We start from the raw sequence: 16988 nt of genomic DNA on the forward strand, positions 1-16988 counted from the left end.
CGCGTCCGGTCCTATCCTGTCCAGGGGCCGTGGCCCCCGCCTGCGGGTGCAGGCCGTGTTGTGATCGCTAGGTGGTGATCGGGATGACGGTTTTCAGGCCCGTGGGAAGGCCGGGCCGCCATGCAACGCGGTTGGAGCGGGTGACGGGAATCGAACCCGCATTGCCAGCTTGGAAGGCTGGAACTCTACCATTGAGTTACACCCGCCGACCGAACCCGCCGGTCCGGGATGGACCGCCGCGCGCGCACCGCACCACCAGGGGGATGGGACACATGGAGGGGGTTGGATTCGAACCAACGTAGGCGCGAGCCAGCGGATTTACAGTCCGCCCCCTTTAGCCACTCGGGCACCCCTCCACAGGGTGTCCCCAACCCTGACGGGCGGGAGCCGGGGGACTATCCGAGAAGCGGCGGGCCTGTCAACGCATGTGGATCATGTCCTGCACGCACCGTTAGGATGCCTTGCGGCGGGCGCCGCGATTTGCAGGATGCCGCCATGTCACCGCCCCGCAGGCCCCAAGGCCCCCGCTCGCCCCATCAACCGGGCAACACCCCCGGCGGCCCCGGCACGGGCAAGCCCAGCCGCCCCCGCGCCTTCGACGGCAAGCGCGGCTGGAAAGGCGGCGAGCCGCCGGCCGGCCCCGGCGAGAGGGCGCCCGGCAAGCCGCCCGTCGCCCCGCGCCAGGCCCGGCCCGGCCCGCGGGCCGAGGCGGCACGCCCTGACTCCGCCCGCTCCGAATCCTTCCGGCCAGAAACGTCGCAGCATGGGGCATCCCGGCATGAGGCGGGCTTCCCGCCGCGCCGCGATGCCCCTCCGCGCGGCCGGCCGGACGTCCAGCGTCCCGATCGGCGGGAGGAGGACCGCGCCCCCGCCAACACCCTGTGGCTCCACGGGCTGCACGCGGTAGCCGCCGCGGTGCTGAACCCCCGCCGCCGCCTGCGCCGCCTGCTGCTAACGGCCGATGCCGAGGCGGCGCTGAAGGAGCGCCTGCCGGAGGGCGCGATCGCCGCCCGCAAGCTCCAGCCCGAACGGGTGGAGGACCGCGCCCGGTTCCACACCTTCCTGCCGGAGGATTCGGTGCACCAGGGCGCCGCCCTGCTGGCCGAGCCCCTGCCGGGCATCGGGCTGGACGACGCGCTGAAGGCCTCGGACGGCCCCGTGCTGCTGCTGGACCAGGTGACGGACCCGCGCAACGTCGGCGCCATCCTGCGCGCCGCCGCCGCCTTCGGCGCCGCGGCGGTGGTGGTGCAGGACCGCCACGCCCCGGCGGAGACGGGCGCCCTGGCCCGCGCCGCCTCCGGCGCGCTGGAGATCGTGCCGATGGTGCGCGAAGTGAACCTGGCCCGCGCGATCCGCCACCTACAGGATGGCGGCGCCTGGGTGATGGGCCTGGCCGGGGAGGCCGGGCGGACCCTCGCCGAGGCCAAGCCCACGGACCGCCGGGTAGGGCTGGTGCTGGGGGCGGAAGGCGGCGGACTGCGCCGCCTGCAGCGCGAGACCTGCGACGAGCTGGTGCGGCTGCCGATCACCGAGGCGATGGAGAGCCTCAACGTGGCCTCCGCCGCGGCCGTCGCTCTCTACGAGCTGCGCCGGGCCTGATGGCCCCGCTCTGATCACCTGCCGTTAACCCGGGCCGACGCAGACTGGGCCCGGGCACCCGAGAGGGGCCGTACCGTGCCAGGAGGGCTTCGCGGAGGAGGAAACCCTTCATGCAGCCCAACCCCCGCCGCCTTGGGGAAGTCCCGGCCACCCCCAATGCCTGGCACGAGTTGCCCGACGACCTGCAACTCACCCTCTCGCGCGAGGCGCTGCGGCGCGCGGCGGAAACCCTGGCCGAGCACGCGGAGCTTCTGGCCGCCGAGATGGATGGCGGCACCCTGCTCGACCAGGGCGGGCCGGAGGCGCTCCGCCTCTTCGCCGCCGTGGTGCGCGCGACGAACCGGGACGGTTTCGCCACGGTCGGCAACGCCTGACCCTGGCTGCACGCCGCCCCGGCACCCCGGGCACGCCAGCCCTCCGCGCCATGCATGCATTAAGCCATGGACATGTTGCACCGCAGCATCCACCTTCATCGCAGGGATAGGGAGGAACAGATAAAAGGATCTGTCCCATGCTGATCGTCTCCGCTTTCGCTCTCGCCGGCCTCGTGGCCGCGCAGGTGGTGGCCCGCATCTCCCTCGACCACTTCGAGGAGTTCCGCCGCCTGCCCCGCCTTCCGCAGGAGGCCTGACCCTGCCGCGCCCGGGGTCTCCCCGGGGCGCCAGGGGGCAATGTATCGTCGGCCAGTAACGGACCCGCGCCTATGGGCCACAACGCCAGCCTTGGGACGGGATACCGACCTCTCCAGTTAGGCCGACCGGCCCTTCCCAATCGGGCCGGGCTACTGGACGACTTCCACCTCGCCCGATCCGGATGCGGCTCTGCCGGTGCTCAATAGGGGCGCCGGCGCGCCGCCCAGACCAGCGGCGCCACGGACAGGATGATGCTGGACACAAGGGCCCCGATCGCGATCAGGCCTCCAGAGGAGATATGGACTTCCGCCCTGGCCGATACGGCGCGCCCGATCTGCAGATCCACCTTGGCCATGTGCTTACGGCCTTGCGCTTCATCCATTCCGCCGACTCTCCTGGCTGCTGACCAGGGGTGAACGCCGGACCGGGCCGGGCTTTGCGGACCGGGAACCTCCCCGGCCCGCATCGCCACGCGCCGCCATCGCCTGTATGATCCCAGCATGATTCGGAGAGCCCGCCTGGAGCGTTTGACCGACCAGGCGGGCGATCGGCTGATCCGGGCCATCGACAGGCTTTTGGACGCGGTCGGCTCCGATCGTCAGGCCTCCCTCACCGTGGCGGGCCTCGTCTTCCTGACCGTCCTGATCCTGACCGCGAAGGTCTTTTACCGGCTCATCAGCCTCTAGGGGCGGTTCCCGCGCCCGCAGGCCGACTGAAGCGCTCCAACCCCGGCCTCCAGGTTCACGGGGCAGGAGAAGTGGGGCGTGAGGGTCAGCATGGTGCCGGGTGAGGGGATCGAACCCCCGACCTTCGGTTTACAAAACCGCTGCACTACCGCTGTGCTAACCCGGCCCTTGCTGCACGCCCCTGCTTTCACCTCGGAGCCCGCAGCACCGCCACCTTAGCCCGGGGTCACGGAGGCGTCATCCCCGCCCTGCCGCGGTCGCCCGGCCGGGAGTCGGAATCCTGCTGTAACCGGCCGCTGTCCACCCTATGTTCACGGCCCATGGATACCCTGCCGCCCGTCCTGTTCCAGCCGATCCGCCGCCCCGCGCCGGCGGGCGGCCAGCCCTTGAAGGTCGTCTCTCCTTATGAGCCGGCGGGCGACCAGCCCACGGCCATTGCGGATCTGGTCGAAGGCCTGCGCGCGCGCGGGGAGCGCGACCAGGTGCTGCTCGGCGTCACCGGCTCCGGCAAGACCTTCAGCATGGCGAAGGTGATCGAGGCGGTGCAGCGGCCGACCCTGATCCTCGCGCCGAACAAGACGCTCGCGGCCCAGCTCTACGGGGAGATGAAGTCCTTCTTTCCGGAGAACGCGGTGGAATACTTCGTCTCCTACTACGATTATTACCAGCCGGAAGCCTACGTCCCGCGCACCGACACCTACATTGAGAAGGACGCCCAGATCAACGAGCAGATCGACCGGATGCGCCACTCGGCCACGCAGTCGCTGCTGGAGCGGCGGGACGTGGTGATCGTCGCCTCCGTCTCCTGCATCTACGGCATCGGCTCGGTCGAGACCTACGGCAACATGACCGTGAAGCTGCAGCTCGGCGGCCGGATCGACCGCGACGTGCTGGTGAAGGCACTCGTGGAGCTGCAGTACCGCCGCAACGACACCGCCTTCCAGCGCGGCACCTTCCGCCTGCGCGGGGAGACGGTGGATGTTTGGCCCTCCCACCTCGAGGACCGCGCCTGGCGCATCTCCCTCTTCGGGGACGAGATCGACGGGCTGCGCGAGTTCGACCCGCTGACGGGCGAGGTGGCGGGGGAGATGGAGAGCGTCGCGATCTACGCGAACAGCCACTACGTCACGCCGCGCCCGACGCTGATCCAGGCGATCAAGGATATCAAGATCGAGCTGAGGGAGACGCTCGCCCGCCTGCAATCCGAGGGCAAGCTGCTGGAGGCCCAGCGGCTGGAGCAGCGCACCACCTTCGACATCGAGATGATGGAGACGACCGGCGTCTGCAAAGGCATCGAGAACTACTCCCGCTATCTCTCCGGCCGCGGCGCCGGCCAGCCGCCGCCGACCCTGTTCGAGTACCTGCCCGAGGGCGCCCTGCTGATCGTTGACGAGAGCCACGTCACCATCGGCCAGATCGGCGGCATGGCGCGCGGCGACTTCGCGCGGAAGTCCGTGCTGGCGGATTTCGGCTTCCGCCTGCCCTCCTGCATGGACAACCGCCCGCTGCGCTTCGAGGAGTGGGAGAGCTTCCGGCCCGACACGATCTTCGTCTCCGCCACCCCTGGCGCCTGGGAGATGGAGCGGACCGGCGGCACCTTCGCCGAGCAGGTCATCCGCCCCACCGGCCTGATCGACCCGCCCGTGGAGATCCGCCCCGTGGAGGGCCAGGTGGACGACCTGCTGGCCGAGTGCCGCGACGTGATCGCCGCCGGCGGCCGCGTGCTGGCCACCACGCTCACCAAGCGCATGGCCGAGGACCTGACGGAGTACATGACGGAGACGGGCATCAAGGTCCGCTACCTGCACTCCGACGTGGACACGCTGGAGCGCATCGAGATCATCCGCGACCTCCGCCGCGGCGTCTTCGACGTGCTGGTGGGCATCAACCTGCTGCGCGAGGGGCTGGACATCCCGGAGTGCCGCCTCGTCGCCATCCTGGACGCCGACAAGGAGGGCTTCCTCCGCTCCACCACCTCGCTGATCCAGACCATCGGCCGCGCCGCGCGCAACGCGGAGGGCCGCGTGATCCTCTACGCCGACCGCATGACGGACAGCATGCGCCGCGCGATCGAGGAAACCGATCGCCGCCGCGCCAAGCAGGTGGCCTACAACACGGAGCACGGGATCACCCCGCAGACCATCCGCCGCGACATCGCGGACGTGCTGCAATCCGTCTACGAGCAGGACTACGTCACGGTGGAGGCGGTGGAGGACGACGCCTCCTCCCACTTCATCGGCCACAACCTGCGCGCCAGCATCTCGGAGCTGGAGCGCCGGATGCGCGCCGCCGCCGCCGACCTGGAGTTCGAGACCGCCGCCCGCCTGCGCGACGAGATCAAGCGGCTGGAGAACCTGGAACTGGGCCTCGACGCCCCTCCTCCCTCCGGCCACGAGGCGCGCGCCAAGGCGGACTGGAAACCCAAGCCGCTAGGTCCCGGCGGTGGCGGCTACGACCCGGACAAGCGCACCACCCGCACGGCGTCGCGCGGGGCGCCGCGCCGCAAGAAGGCGGGCTAGGCGCGGCGCATGGCCGAGGATCTCGCCGCCTCCATCGCCCGCTCCGCGGCGAAGCTCGTCGCGCTGTCCCGCCAGCGCGGCGGGGGCGCGCCGCTGGATTTCACCCCGGCGAGCCTGGAGACGGTGGAGGAGATGGCCGGGGAGGCCGCCCACTGGGCCACCGAGCTGACGCCCGCCGAGATCACGGGCCTGGTCCAGGATTTCGGCTGCTACCTGCTCGAGGTCGGCCGCGCCGAGTTCGGCGGTGCCTATCTCTGGCACGAGGCGCGGGACCAGCCCGTCCTCGTCGTCGGCGAACCGGCCTTCCACGTCGCGCTGATGACCTGGGACAAGCTGCGCGGCCGGCTGGGCGGGGACGCCGCAGACAATCTCCCCTTCTTCTACGCCGGCTTCGCGGAGCGTGCCCGGCAGGCCGCCCCGGGCACCCGCGCGCTCTACGTGTGAGGCAGGGCGCCCCGCCTCAGTAGGTCCTCCCCGTCGGCGCGGAAGGCGTCACCAGCCCGCCGCCCTCGAAGGCGCGCAGGCTCGGGTCGTCGGAGACCGCCATCACCCCCGTGCGGTAGCCGCCGGAGTAGGGTGTGCCGGAGTAGGGTGTGCCGGAGTAGGAGCCGGCGGCCTCCGCCCAGACCCCGTCCATCGCCACCGGCGTGCCGAGGTTCGGCACCACCTTGGCAAGGTAGTTGATCGTCTCGTCCGGCAGGATCATCGCGCCGGAGAGGACCCCCTCCACCCGCAGCGGCCCCGCATTGTAGGCGGCCACGAATCCCGGCGCGCCGAAGCGGTCCGACATGGCCCGGATGTAGGCGGCGCCGGCCAGGATGTTGTCTCGCGGGTCGTAGGGGTCCTCGCCCAGCCCGTGCTCGTCGCGCAGCCGCTCATAGGTGCGCGGCATCACCTGCATCAGCCCCATGGCGCCGACGGGTGAGGTGATGGGCAGCCCATCCGAGCCGTTGATCCGCCCACCGGATTCCTGCCGCATGATCGCGCGGATCCAGCCCTCGGACACCCCGAACCGGTTCGCCGCCTCCCGGATGTGCGGCCCCCAGGGATCACCGGAGGAGCCGGGGACATTGTAGCGGCGGCGCGCGGCGGCGGCGCGGTAGGCACGGGCCGCCGCCCGGCTGGCGGCGCGATCATCCACGGACGCCTCGGCGGAAGGAGGCGTGTCATACCCCGCCCCGGGTGCGTAGGCCTGCGGGGCGGGCGCGGGCGTACCGGCGCAGGCGGCGAGCAGGCCGAGAGCGACCAGGGGAAGGGCGGAGTGGAGGGGGCGGAACCAGGCCATGCCCCATTCTGCCGCATCCCCGGCCCCTCCGCGGCCACCGGATGGAAACCCGCCGCCCGATGTGGCGGCCGGGTCACAGCCCCCTACCCGTCCAGCCGGACATCGGCGTTGCGCGCCACCTCCCGCCACTTCGCGATCTCCGCGCGGACGAAGGCGTTGGCTTCCGCCACGCTCTGCGGCGCGGGCGCCCCGCCGAGCTGCACCACCCGCGCGGCGAAGGCGGGGTCGCGCAGCAGGGCCGTAACATCGGCATTCACCCGGTTCACCACCGCCTCCGGCGTGCCAGCCGGCACCGCGATCCCGGCCCAGCCGATCGCCTCGTAGCCCGGGATGGCCTCCGCGATCGCCGGTACCTCCGGCAGCTGCGGTGCACGCGCGGCGGAGGTGACGCCGAGCGCCTTGATCCGCCCGCCCCGGATGTGCGGCAGGGCGCTCGCCACGCTGTCGAACATCATCGGGATGTTGCCCGCCAGCAGGTCCGCCACCGCCGGCCCGCTGCCGCGGTAGGGCACGTGGGTCAGCCGCACCCCGGCCCTGGAGCAGAACAGCTCCGCCGACATGTGCTGGGAGGTGCCGGGCCCGCCGCTGCCGTAGGAGATGCCGCCCGGATCCGCCTTCGCCGCCGCGATCAGCCCGGCGATGTCGTTCGGCGCGAAGGAGGGGTGCGCCACGATCATCAGCGGCACGGTGAACATCAGGGTGACGTAGTTGAAGTCCCGCTCCGCGTCGTAGGGCAGGCTGCGGATCACGCTGGGATTGATCCCGTTCGTGCCGGAGGTGGATGCGACCAGGGTGTAGCCGTCCGGTGCCGCCCGCGCTCCCGCCTCCGTGCCCACCACCCCCGCGCCCCCGGCCCGGTTCTCCACCACCACGCGCTGCGGCCACTTGGCCGAGAGCGCCTCGGCCAGAACGCGCCCGATCGTATCCGTCGCCTGCCCCGGCGGGAAGGGGATGAGAAGGCGCACCGGCCGCGCGGGCCAGGCTTCCTGCGCCGTGGCGGAGCGCAGCGCCGGCAGGGCAAGGGCCGCGCCCAGCAGGCTGCGGCGGACGATCTGGACGGACATGGCGTGACCTCCCCTCGGTTCAGCCCGGCCCATAGGCCCACCCACTTGCCTCAAGCAAGCTATGCCATGCACATGGCCGATCCGCGCAACAAGATTGCTGGCAAGCGGTATTTGAGGGGAAGATTTCCCTGGACGGACGATGCCTGCGGCCGTTCCGTTCCCGCGCTGAAACCCGCCCGGCCCCGCCCGCCTTTCATCCCTGTCGCAGGACGGGGAAGACATATGCTCGGGCGGGCCTGGCGCCTTATCAAGGACGCCGTTCTCGGCTTCGTGGACCACGAGGCGATGACGCGGGGCGCGGCGATCGCCTGCTACACCCTGTTCTCCATCGCGCCGCTGCTGGTCCTCGCCGTCGCGATCGCCGGATTCTTCTTCGGCAAGGACACGGTGAGCGAGGCCGTGTCAGCCCAGCTCACCGGCCTTGTCGGGCAGGAGGGCGGCAAGGCAATCGAGGAGGTGATGAAGGGCCAGCAGAGCTCGGGCAGCGGCGGGATCGCCGCCCTGATCGGCTTCGGCATCCTCTTCATCACCGCCTCGGGCGTCTTCGCGGAGCTGCAGGGCGCGCTCAACGTCATCTGGGCGGCGGAAGCGAAGCCTGTCTCCGTGGGCGCGCTGGTAAAGGCCCGCGCGCTCTCCGTCGGGCTTGTGGGCGCAACAGGCTTCCTCCTGCTCGTCTCCCTCATGGTCAGCGCCCTTCTCTCGGCCTTTGGCTCCTGGCTCACGGGCTTCGTCCCGGCGCTGGAGATCCTGCTGAAGGTCGTGAACTTCGTCGTCGGCCTCGGCTTCACCGCCCTGCTCTTCGGCGCAATTTACAAGATCCTGCCGGACCGGCACCTGGCGTGGCGCGACGTGGCCGTGGGCGCGATCATCACCGCCTTCCTCTTCAGCCTCGGGAAGACGGTAATCGGCTGGTACATCGGCGGCAGCGGCATGACGCAGAGCTACGGCGCGGCGGGCGCGCTCATCGTGGTGCTGCTCTGGGTCTACTACTCCGCCCAGGTCTTCCTGCTCGGCGCCGAGTTCACCCGCGCCTGGGCCGCGCGGGAGGGCGCCTGGAAGGGAAGGATGCCCGCGCGCGGCGCCTCCGCGCCGATAGGGGCGGACGCGCCCTAGCCGCGCCTCACGCCGCGGCGGCGGACCACGCGAACATCAGCTCGTGCTTGTTGTGCGCCCCGTGGAACAGCGCCCCGCCGGGAATGGCGGCGAAGGCGGCCGCGGTCTCGTGGTCCGTCTCGCCCTGGAACTTGACCGTGACGAGGATGTTCTTCGCCGCCCCCGCCTCCATCCAGCGCCGCACCAGCCCCAGCAGGCGCGCGGGGTAGCAGATCACGTCGCTGAACAGCCAGTCCACGGGGAAGGGATCCAGCCCAAAGGCGCTCTCGCGCCGCACCGTTACCTCCGGCATGGCGGCCACGCGCGGGTCCATCTCCGCCTTGTCTACCGCTGTCACGCGGGCGCCGAGCTGCGCCAGCGCCCAGCTCCATCCCCCCGGCACGGCGCCGAGGTCCAGGCAGTGCTCACCGGGCTGCGGCCAGCGGCCAATCCGCAGCAGGGCCTCCCACAGCTTCAGGTAGGCGCGGCTGGGCGGCCCCTCCCGATCCTCCACGAAGGCGGGGGCGCCGTTGATGAAGGGGCTGCTCTTGGTCGGGCTCGCCAGCATCCGGTCCGGGGCCAGCAGGGTCCATGCGCCGAGGTGGGAGGTGGGCGGGGGCGCCGGGAAGACGATCGGCTTCGGCCGCAGCACCGGCAGGGCATCGCGGATCAGCGCGGCGCGGCGGTGATGCGCCACGTCCAGCAGCCCCCAGTTGCGCTGGATCGCTCGCAGAGCATCGGCCGCGCCCTTGATGGAGGGCACGGGCATCTCCCGCGGGTCGCTCCACACGTCCAGCGCCCAGGGCGCGGCGTTCGGCCCCTCGGGCACCGGATCGGGCGAGAGGGCGAGCGGACCGTGCCAGCCGCCGATCCGGCGCCCGACGCGGCGAAGGTCCTCCTCCAGCTCCGGCTCGAGCCCCTCGGCCGCCAGGTAGGCGGAGCGGATCATGCCCGCTGGAACAGCGCGGCCACGGCCAGCAGCAGCCAGCCCAGCATCAGCAGCATCCCGCCCGTCGGCGCCACGGGCCCGAGGCTGCGGCCCGTGGTGGCGACGTACCAGACGGCCCCGCAGAACAGGATCATCCCCGCCAGGAAGGCCAGCCCCGCGCCGTTCACGGCCCAGCCGCCCCAGCGCTCCGCCAGGATGCCGGCCGCGATCAGGGCCAGCGCGTGCCAGCCCTGCTGGGTCAGCGCGTTGTCGATCATCCGCGCGCGGGCGGGGTTCAGCGCCAGCCCGTGCGCGGCATAGGCGGAAAGGCCGACGGCGAGCAGCCCGGCCAGGGCGCCGGCCGCGATGAAGAGACGTGACATCCCCAAAGACCTAGCAGAACCCGGCGCCGGCCGGGAGGCGCACCGCCCGCAGGATCCGGGCAGGCGCCGCCGGGGCTCCGGAAGGCGCCCCTAGCGCATCCCGCGCCGGGTCATGGCCGTGCCCGCCGCGCCGGCCAGGGCGGCGACGGCCAGCGCGCCGAGCAGGGCGCCCGCCATGACATGGGTGGCGAGCACCGCGCCGGCATGGAGGCCGAGCAGGGTGGTGCGGACGGGGCGGAAGGGGTTGGGCAGCATCAGATCCGCCCCCCGGCCATGCGCGCCGCCCCGCCCGCGAGGAGAAGGCCGCCCGCCACGGCCATGCCGAGCGGGACACCGATGCTCAGCCCTGTCAGCGACAGGGCGATGGAGGCGAAGATGGGCATGCGCGGCACTCCCTTGTCCGCCGCGCATCTGGCCCCGGTCCCGGATTTGGGAAGAGGAGCCCCCTACCGGTCAGAAGCTCACCGTCATCAGCAGCCGCACGGTCCGCCCGGGCAGCAGCACCTCCTCCTTCTTGAAGGAGGCGACGTTGCGGATGTCCGAGTCCAGCAGGTTGGTGCCGATGAGGGAGAAGTTCGCGGACCGGGTGTCGTCTAGCCGCGCCGTGTAACCGATCCGGGCGTTCAGCAGGTCGTAGCCCTTGGTCGGCGTCTCGTTCTCGCCCACGCGGTTCTGGTTGAAGGCATGCAGGTAGTCCACGCTTCCCTGGGCGCTGCCGTCGCGCCAGAACACGCCGCCGCCCAGCCGGTGCGGCGGGATGCGCGGAAGGTTACCGCCATCGCCCTCGAACTGCGCGCGGACGAAGTCGTAGCGGCCGGAGACGCCCACCTGGCCGTCCCACAGACGGAACAAGTCCCGCTCCACCTTCGCCTCCACGCCGTAGAAGCGCGCGTTCCGCTGGCCATAGGCGGTCTGGAGGAAGTCCCCGTCCCTCCCCGGCGCGCAGGATGCGAACTCCTCCCCGCAGCTGTTCCCGGTCAGGGAGCGAAAGATGAAGTCGTCGAAGTGGGAGTAGAAGGCGCTGGTGTCGAAACGGAAAGCGCCGGCGGTACGGGAGAAGCCCAGCTCCGCCGTTGCGGCGGATTCCTTCCGCAGGCTGGGATCGCCGACGTCGAAGGTGCCGGAGGCGTCGTGCGCCCCGCGGGAGAAGAGCTCGGCGGCGCTCGGCGCGCGCTGCACGTACTGGCCGGTCACCCGCGCCTGCACCGCCCAGGGCAGGTCGTAGAGCGCGCCGAGGCTGACGCTGAAGGGCGTGTAGCTCCGCCGGCGCCCGCTGTTCTCCAGCTCCGCATCGGGATCGGCGGGCAGGTTGTCCCCGGGGAAGGTCGCGGTGGAGCCGGTGATGCGGGCGAACTCAACCCGCCCGGCGGCCTGCAGCCGCAGGCGGGGCGTCAGCGTCAGCTCCTCGAAGAGGTAGCCGGCGTAGCGGCTGGTGCGGGCGGGCGGCAGAAACTCCAGGAACTCGCCGGTGGTGCGCAGCCGCTCCCTCTCGAAGGAGAGGCCGAAGGTGCCGTTCAGCGGGCCGATGCCCGTGCTGATGGGAACGTGCTGCATCTCCAGCCGGGCATCCCAGCTGCGGTTGCGGAACCCGCCATGGACCACGCGGGCGCCCGCTGCCCCGATCCCCTCTTCCGCGCCATGATCGTGGTCGTGCCCGTGGTCGTGCCCGTGGTCATGATCATGGCCGTGATCATGGCCGTGGCCGTGCTCCGCCGCGATCTCCTCGTGGCGGTAGGTGGTGAAGCCGAACCAGGCGCTGACGCGCTGGATGGGACCGGAGCCCGGCCGGTACTCGCCGCGGGTGGACCAGCGCAGCTGCTCGGCGTCCAGCGCCGTGCGCGCCTCGGCCTCCTCCCCGCCGGGGATCTCGTAGAGGCTGCGGAAGTGCGAGACGGAGGTGCCGATGAAGCCCTGGTCGAAGATGTAGCTCAGCCCGGCGGACTTGCCGTCCGTCCGCACGCCGCTGTTCTCCTGCCGGCGGCCGCCGGGGATGCGGTAGTCGCTGTCGTAGCGGCCAAAGGCGTCGAAATGGGCCACCCAGTTGCCCACGCGCATGTCGGTCGTCGCCACGCCATCCCAGCCGCGCGTGCCGCTGTTCCAGCCGCCGGAGACGCGCCCCTGCACAGCCCGTTCCGGCAGCGCCGTCGGGATGCGGTTGTTGATGACGTTCACCACGCCGCCGATCGCCTGGGATCCCCAGCGCAGAGCCGCCGGGCCGCGCACCACCTCGATCCGATCCGCCGAGAGCGGGTCCAGCGGCACGACATGGTCCTCGCCGAGGGTGGAGACGTCGCCGGAGAGGAAGCCGTTCTCCTGCAGCCGCACGCGCACGCCCTCCAGCCCGCGGATGATCGGGCGGCTGGCACCGGGCGCGAAGGTGGAGGAGGTGATCCCGGGCTCGGTGAACAGCACGTCGCCGAGGTTGCGGGCCGGCTGCGCCGCGATCTGGCCCTGGTCCAGCGTCGTCACCGGCAGGAAGCTGCCGAGCTGGCCCGTGTCGATCGGGCTCGCCGTGACCGACACGGAAGGGATGGAGACCGGGGCCGTGGCCGTCGACGGCGCGCCCGCCGGGCCCGCCTCCTGCGCCAGGGCCACCGGCCCAGTGCCGGCGCAGGCCAGCCCCGCGACGGTGGCCAGGAGTGCTGCGCGGTGTGAGATCGTCATGAGGCCCTCTGCATCCCGGTGCCCGCCAGCGGGCGAGGCACCGCCCCGAACGTAATGTGATAACGTAACTTCCTGGCCGCGCACCCATCCCCCGATGGCGTGCGGCGGCCGGCGATGGTGCTGCCCCCGCGGGGGCGGCGCGCTACTCCTCGCCCCGCATGGCCGGGACGAGAAGGCCGGTGTTGTGGCGGATCAGCGCCTCGTAGGTCGCGGCCGGGCCATCGGGCGGGGAGAGGGCGTCGGAGTAGAGCCGCCCCCGCACGCGCACCCCCGCCTCCCGCGCCAGGCGCTCCAGCGTGGTGCTCTCCGCCATGTTCTCGAGGAAGACGGCCGTGATCCTCTCCGCCCGGATCTGCCGGATCAGCCGGCCCACGCCAGCGGCCGAGGCCTCGGAATGGGTGCTCACCCCCTGCGGCGCCAGGAACCGGATGCTGTAGGCGTCGCCGTAGTAGCCGAAGGCGTCGTGTCCGGTGATCACCCGCCGCCTGCCCTCCGGCACCATGGCCACCGCCGCCCGCACCTCGGCGTCCAGCGCCGTCAGCCGGGCTGAGAACCCTTCGGCGTTCCGGGCGTAGAGGGCGGCATTGCCGGGATCGGCGGCGGAGAGCCCGGCCGCGATGTTGCGCGCGTAGATCCGGGCGTTGCGCGGGTCGCCCCAGGCATGGGGATCGGGCGCGCGGGCGACCCCCTCCCCCCGGCCGCGCCGGCCACCGCCGTGCGAATGATCATGGGAGTGGTCATGCGGCCCCGCCTCCGCGGCGCGGGTGGCCACGCCATCGGTGGCGATGGCGGCCGCGCCGCGGAACCCGGCGGCATCCGTCAGCCGGTTCAGCCAGTCGTCGAAGCCCAGCCCGTTGCGGACCAGCAGCGCAGCGCCGCGTAGCCGCTCCGCGTCCGAGGGCCGGGGCTGGAAGTCGTGCGCGTCGCCATCCGGCCCGACAAGGACCGAGAGCGCGAGCGGCCGGTCCCCCGCCACCTGCCGCACCATGTCCCCGAGGATGGAGAAGCTCGCCACCACCGGCAGGCCCCCCTGCGCGCCGGCGGGGCGGATGGCCGGCAGGGCGAGGACGGCGGCGAGGAGCGTGCGGCGCTGCATCAGGATCTCACTACGTTATAACATAACGTAGAGCAGCACGGGCACGCGCTTGCAAGTGCGAAAACGACGCCTACCGGTCGCGGCGAAACAGCCGGCGCAGCCGATCCCAAAGCCCCGGGCCACCCCGCCGGGCGATGCTGGACTGCGTGGCGTGCGGCCGCCGCGCCGGCGGCGGCAGGGCGCTGGCCACTGTGTGGCGGCCGGAATCGCGCAGCCCGATCAGCCGCAGCTCCAGCGCGATCACCCCCGCCACCGCCTCCACCGGGTGGGAGCCGGCGAGCTGCTCCGCCGTCGCCGCCGCGTCCTCGAAGTTCTCGGACCGGCGCAGCGCATCCACCACCCGGACCGTCTGCTCCGCGTCCAGCGGCGGGCCGGCGCGCCACAGCGCCACCGCCTCGCCCCGCCAGGCGCGCGCCAGGTCGGGCTTGCGCGCGTCGTCCGCCGCCCAGGCCGCCTGCAGCGTCGCCTCCGCCGCCGCGTGCAGCGCCCCCGTCTCCTCCAGCACGTAGGCATAGGCGAGGAAGCGGCGGCTCAACGGCGGGTGGGTCGCGTCCGCGATCAGGGCGCGGAACGGCGCGGTGCCCACCGCCTCGATCACGGCGGGATGGGCGCGCGCGATCTCCGGGGCCACGTAGCCGCAGTGCGGGCACTGCTGCAGCCAGGCGGCCATCGTGCCCCGCAGCGGCTCGCCCGGGCGCAGGTCCAGGTCCGGCGCGCCCTCCGGCGGCACCGGGCGGAAGCGGGCCTGCCGGCTCTCCGTGCCGCAGACGGCGCAGCGCACCTCGGCCGTGCGGGACCCGCCCGCGCGGGGGCCGGGCTGTGGGCCGTTGCGGCTCGCGTGCGGGCCAGGGGTGGGGCGGGACATGATCGTCCAAGATAGGCGCGCGGGGGCGCCGCGCGAAGGGCGCGCGCGGGAAATCGCCGCCGCCGCGGCGGGCCCGTTGCATCCCGCCCGCGCGATGCGCCAAACAGGCCCCATGCCGCGCGGCGACCTTTTTCCCGACATCGCCCCCTACGAGACGGGCCTGCTCCCCCTCTCCCATTCCGGAGCGGGCGGCCCGGCGCACGTGATGTACTGGGAGCAGGTGGGGAACCCGCGGGGCCAGCCCGTGCTGTTCCTGCACGGCGGCCCGGGCGCAGGCGCCGGCGCCGTCCACCGCCGCTTCTTCGACCCGCTGCACTGGCGCGTGGTGATCTTCGACCAGCGCGGCGCCGGCCGGTCCCGCCCGCTCGGCGAGCTGCGCGACAACTCCACCCCGAAGCTGGTGGAGGACATCGAGACGCTACGCCGCTTCCTCGGGATCGACCGCTGGCTTCTCTTCGGCGGCTCCTGGGGCTCCACCCTCGCCCTTGCCTACGCCCAGGCTCACCCAGACCGCGTGGCGGGCTGCGTGCTGCGCGGCGTGTTCCTCGGGCGGCAGGATGAGGTGGAGTGGTTCCTCTACGGCCTGCGCCGCGTCTTTCCCGATGCCTGGGCATCCTTCGCGGAGCACGTCCCGCCGGAGGAGCGCGGCGACCTCCTCACCGCCTATCTCCGCCGGCTGACGCACCCGGACCCGGCCATCCACCTCGCCGCCGCCCGGTCCTGGAGCAACTACGAGGGGCTGTGCAGCACTCTCCTGCCGAGTCCGGAGACCGTCGCCTCCTTCGCGCAGGACCGCTCCGCCCTCGGCCTCGCGCGGATCGAGGCGCACTACTTCGCCCACGACCTCTTCCTGCCGCCGGAAGGCCTGCTGGCCCGCATGGACCGTCTCGCGCACGTGCCGGCGGAGATCGTGCAGGGCCGCTACGACATGGTCTGCCCGCCCACCTCCGCCTTCGAGCTGGCGGAGGCCTGGCCCATGGCGCGGCTGACCGTGGTGCCGGATGCCGGGCACTCCGCGCTGGAGCCGGGGGTGCGGACGGCGCTGGTCTCCGCGGTGGAGCGGTTCCGCCGGCGCCCGCCGGGGTTCTGAGGACGGGCATCGCCAGGCTCACCGTCGGGGGCCGCAGGTTCATGGAGCCCGGAGCAGCCCCTTCGCCGCTGGCAGCAGGGCGGCCGGACCATCGCCCAGGCACCCCCCCTCCCGAAGCAGGACAGGGCCGCCCTTAAAGACTTCGACGCCGGAAGCACAACGGTCTAAACAGGTTGCACGCCCGTGCCGACGCGCTGCCCGCGCCCGTGTCCCGCAGAAACTGCGCGGTCCGAACCCATGAAAGACCCAAATTGCAAATCCAGGTCGGGTACAGGCTCGTCTACGAGCTCCCGCAACCGACGCCCATGATCCTGATGCTCTCCATACATCCGAGCCGTATGGAGGACATTCTCGTCGCCGAGGCCCCTGTCTTCGATCCACCCGTGCAGGCCAACGCCTACCGGGATCATTTCGGCAACGTCGGAACCCGCCTCGTCGCGCCGGCCGGCCGCTTCACCCTGTCCAACAGCGCTGTGGTCCGCGACAGCGGGCTGCCCGACACGCTGAGCCCCGGCGCCCTCCAGCACCGGGTGGAGGACCTGCCGGACGAGGCGGTCGGGTTTCTGCTCGGCAGCCGTTACTGCGAGACGGACCTGATGTCCGATACGGCCTTCCGGCTCTTCGGGCACCTGCCCCCCGGCTGGGACCGGGTGCAGGCGATCTGTGACCATGTGCACCACCACATCGCCTTCGACTACCAGGCCGCACGCGCCACCCGCACCGCGGCCGATGCCTATCACGAGGGAACGGGCGTCTGCCGCGATTACGCGCACCTGGCGATCACCTTCTGCCGGTGCCTGAACATCCCCGCGCGCTACTGCACGGGCTACCTTGGCGACATGGGCACGCCGCCGCCCTGGGGCGTGCCCGACTTCGCGGCGTGGTTCGAGGTCTATCTCGGCGGTGCCTGGCACGTCTTTGACGCCCGCAACAACGTGCCGCGGATCGGGCGCATTCTCCTGGCGCGCGGGCGGGACGCCACCGATGTCGCCATCACCACCACCTTCGGATCCAACCTGCTGAGCAGCTTCACCGTGCAGACCGACGAGATCGCGGCCGCCCAACCCTGAACCGCCGGCCGGCAC

The 16988-nt window shown here is 72.2% G+C and carries 18 protein-coding genes and 3 tRNA genes; 8 read left to right on the forward strand and 13 right to left on the reverse strand.

The features are described from left to right. Positions 1-132 precede the first annotated feature (132 nt). Together VQH23_RS00005 and VQH23_RS00010 are read right to left on the reverse strand one after the other, a co-directional pair. Positions 133-206, reverse strand: a tRNA-Gly gene (locus tag VQH23_RS00005). Between the two features lie 67 nt (positions 207-273). After that, positions 274-356, reverse strand: a tRNA-Tyr gene (locus VQH23_RS00010). A gap of 139 nt (positions 357-495) precedes the next feature. On the opposite strand from VQH23_RS00010, the gene VQH23_RS00015 reads away from it, so the two are divergent. Both VQH23_RS00015 and VQH23_RS00020 read left to right on the forward strand, forming a co-directional pair. Continuing rightward, positions 496-1599 carry a TrmH family RNA methyltransferase gene (locus VQH23_RS00015; protein ID WP_338663558.1) on the forward strand — a complete coding sequence of 368 codons (1104 nt, stop codon included), beginning with the start codon at positions 496-498 and terminating at the stop codon, positions 1597-1599. Positions 1600-1709: 110 nt separating this feature from the next. After that, the gene (locus VQH23_RS00020) at positions 1710-1973 is read left to right on the forward strand and encodes a hypothetical protein (protein WP_338663559.1); all 264 of its coding nucleotides are present in this window, start codon (positions 1710-1712) and stop codon (positions 1971-1973) included. 457 nt (positions 1974-2430) lie between these two features. Here VQH23_RS00020 and VQH23_RS00025 read toward each other — a convergent pair whose 3' ends face one another. Then, entirely contained in the window at positions 2431-2613 is a 183-nt protein-coding gene (locus VQH23_RS00025; protein ID WP_338663560.1) for a hypothetical protein, read from the reverse strand. Between the two features lie 118 nt (positions 2614-2731). Here VQH23_RS00025 and VQH23_RS00030 point away from each other — a divergent pair, with 118 nt between their 5' ends. After that, positions 2732-2917 (forward strand): hypothetical protein, encoded by a 186-nt coding sequence (locus VQH23_RS00030; RefSeq protein ID WP_338663561.1) that lies wholly within the window; start codon positions 2732-2734, stop codon positions 2915-2917. A 91-nt stretch (positions 2918-3008) separates the two neighbouring features. Here VQH23_RS00030 and VQH23_RS00035 read toward each other — a convergent pair. Continuing rightward, positions 3009-3083: transfer RNA gene (locus tag VQH23_RS00035), tRNA-Thr, on the reverse strand. 154 nt (positions 3084-3237) lie between these two features. On the opposite strand from VQH23_RS00035, the gene uvrB reads away from it, so the two are divergent. Both uvrB and VQH23_RS00045 read left to right on the forward strand, forming a co-directional pair. Then, on the forward strand, positions 3238-5436 hold the full coding sequence (gene uvrB, locus VQH23_RS00040; protein ID WP_338663562.1) for an excinuclease ABC subunit UvrB: 2199 nt from the start codon (positions 3238-3240) through the stop codon (positions 5434-5436). A gap of 9 nt (positions 5437-5445) precedes the next feature. Next, positions 5446-5880, forward strand: a complete 435-nt coding sequence (locus VQH23_RS00045) for a hypothetical protein (protein WP_338663563.1) — start codon at positions 5446-5448, stop codon at positions 5878-5880. Between the two features lie 16 nt (positions 5881-5896). On the opposite strand, the gene VQH23_RS00050 is transcribed toward VQH23_RS00045, so the two are convergent. Both VQH23_RS00050 and VQH23_RS00055 read right to left on the reverse strand, forming a co-directional pair. Further along, positions 5897-6721: a lytic transglycosylase domain-containing protein gene (locus tag VQH23_RS00050; RefSeq protein WP_338663564.1), complete on the reverse strand. Its 825-nt coding sequence runs from the start codon at positions 6719-6721 to the stop codon at positions 5897-5899. Positions 6722-6804: 83 nt separating this feature from the next. Beyond that, complete coding sequence (locus tag VQH23_RS00055; protein ID WP_338663565.1) at positions 6805-7785, reverse strand: tripartite tricarboxylate transporter substrate binding protein; 981 nt, start codon at positions 7783-7785, stop codon at positions 6805-6807. A 222-nt stretch (positions 7786-8007) separates the two neighbouring features. Between VQH23_RS00055 and VQH23_RS00060 the strand changes: the two genes are divergently transcribed. Continuing rightward, positions 8008-8898, forward strand: a complete 891-nt coding sequence (locus VQH23_RS00060; protein ID WP_338663567.1) for a YihY/virulence factor BrkB family protein — start codon at positions 8008-8010, stop codon at positions 8896-8898. 7 nt (positions 8899-8905) lie between these two features. Here the strand turns inward: VQH23_RS00060 and VQH23_RS00065 are convergent, their stop codons facing one another. The 7 genes from VQH23_RS00065 to VQH23_RS00095 form a co-directional block, all read right to left on the reverse strand. Next, the gene (locus tag VQH23_RS00065) at positions 8906-9826 is read right to left on the reverse strand and encodes an SAM-dependent methyltransferase (protein ID WP_338663569.1); all 921 of its coding nucleotides are present in this window, start codon (positions 9824-9826) and stop codon (positions 8906-8908) included. Next, positions 9823-10188: a DUF423 domain-containing protein gene (locus VQH23_RS00070; RefSeq protein ID WP_338663570.1), complete on the reverse strand. Its 366-nt coding sequence runs from the start codon at positions 10186-10188 to the stop codon at positions 9823-9825. Before VQH23_RS00070 ends, VQH23_RS00065 begins: the two co-directional genes overlap by 4 nt. A gap of 90 nt (positions 10189-10278) precedes the next feature. Beyond that, entirely contained in the window at positions 10279-10443 is a 165-nt protein-coding gene (locus VQH23_RS00075; protein ID WP_338663571.1) for a hypothetical protein, read from the reverse strand. Further along, positions 10443-10571 carry a hypothetical protein gene (locus VQH23_RS00080; RefSeq protein WP_338663572.1) on the reverse strand — a complete coding sequence of 43 codons (129 nt, stop codon included), beginning with the start codon at positions 10569-10571 and terminating at the stop codon, positions 10443-10445. Before VQH23_RS00080 ends, VQH23_RS00075 begins: the two co-directional genes overlap by 1 nt. A 70-nt stretch (positions 10572-10641) precedes the next feature. Then, complete coding sequence (locus VQH23_RS00085; RefSeq protein WP_338663573.1) at positions 10642-12852, reverse strand: TonB-dependent receptor domain-containing protein; 2211 nt, start codon at positions 12850-12852, stop codon at positions 10642-10644. Between the two features lie 142 nt (positions 12853-12994). Beyond that, on the reverse strand, positions 12995-13948 hold the full coding sequence (locus VQH23_RS00090; protein ID WP_338663574.1) for a metal ABC transporter solute-binding protein, Zn/Mn family: 954 nt from the start codon (positions 13946-13948) through the stop codon (positions 12995-12997). Positions 13949-14018: 70 nt separating this feature from the next. Then, on the reverse strand, positions 14019-14813 hold the full coding sequence (locus VQH23_RS00095) for a hypothetical protein (RefSeq protein ID WP_338663575.1): 795 nt from the start codon (positions 14811-14813) through the stop codon (positions 14019-14021). Between the two features lie 112 nt (positions 14814-14925). Between VQH23_RS00095 and pip the strand changes: the two genes are divergently transcribed. Further along, positions 14926-15903 carry a prolyl aminopeptidase gene (gene pip, locus VQH23_RS00100; RefSeq protein ID WP_338663576.1) on the forward strand — a complete coding sequence of 326 codons (978 nt, stop codon included), beginning with the start codon at positions 14926-14928 and terminating at the stop codon, positions 15901-15903. Positions 15904-16208: 305 nt separating this feature from the next. Further along, positions 16209-16973 (forward strand): transglutaminase family protein, encoded by a 765-nt coding sequence (locus tag VQH23_RS00105; RefSeq protein ID WP_338663577.1) that lies wholly within the window; start codon positions 16209-16211, stop codon positions 16971-16973. Positions 16974-16988: the final 15 nt, after the last annotated feature.

This window comes from Pararoseomonas sp. SCSIO 73927, assembly GCF_037040815.1.
In the GTDB taxonomy this organism is placed as follows: domain Bacteria; phylum Pseudomonadota; class Alphaproteobacteria; order Acetobacterales; family Acetobacteraceae; genus Roseomonas.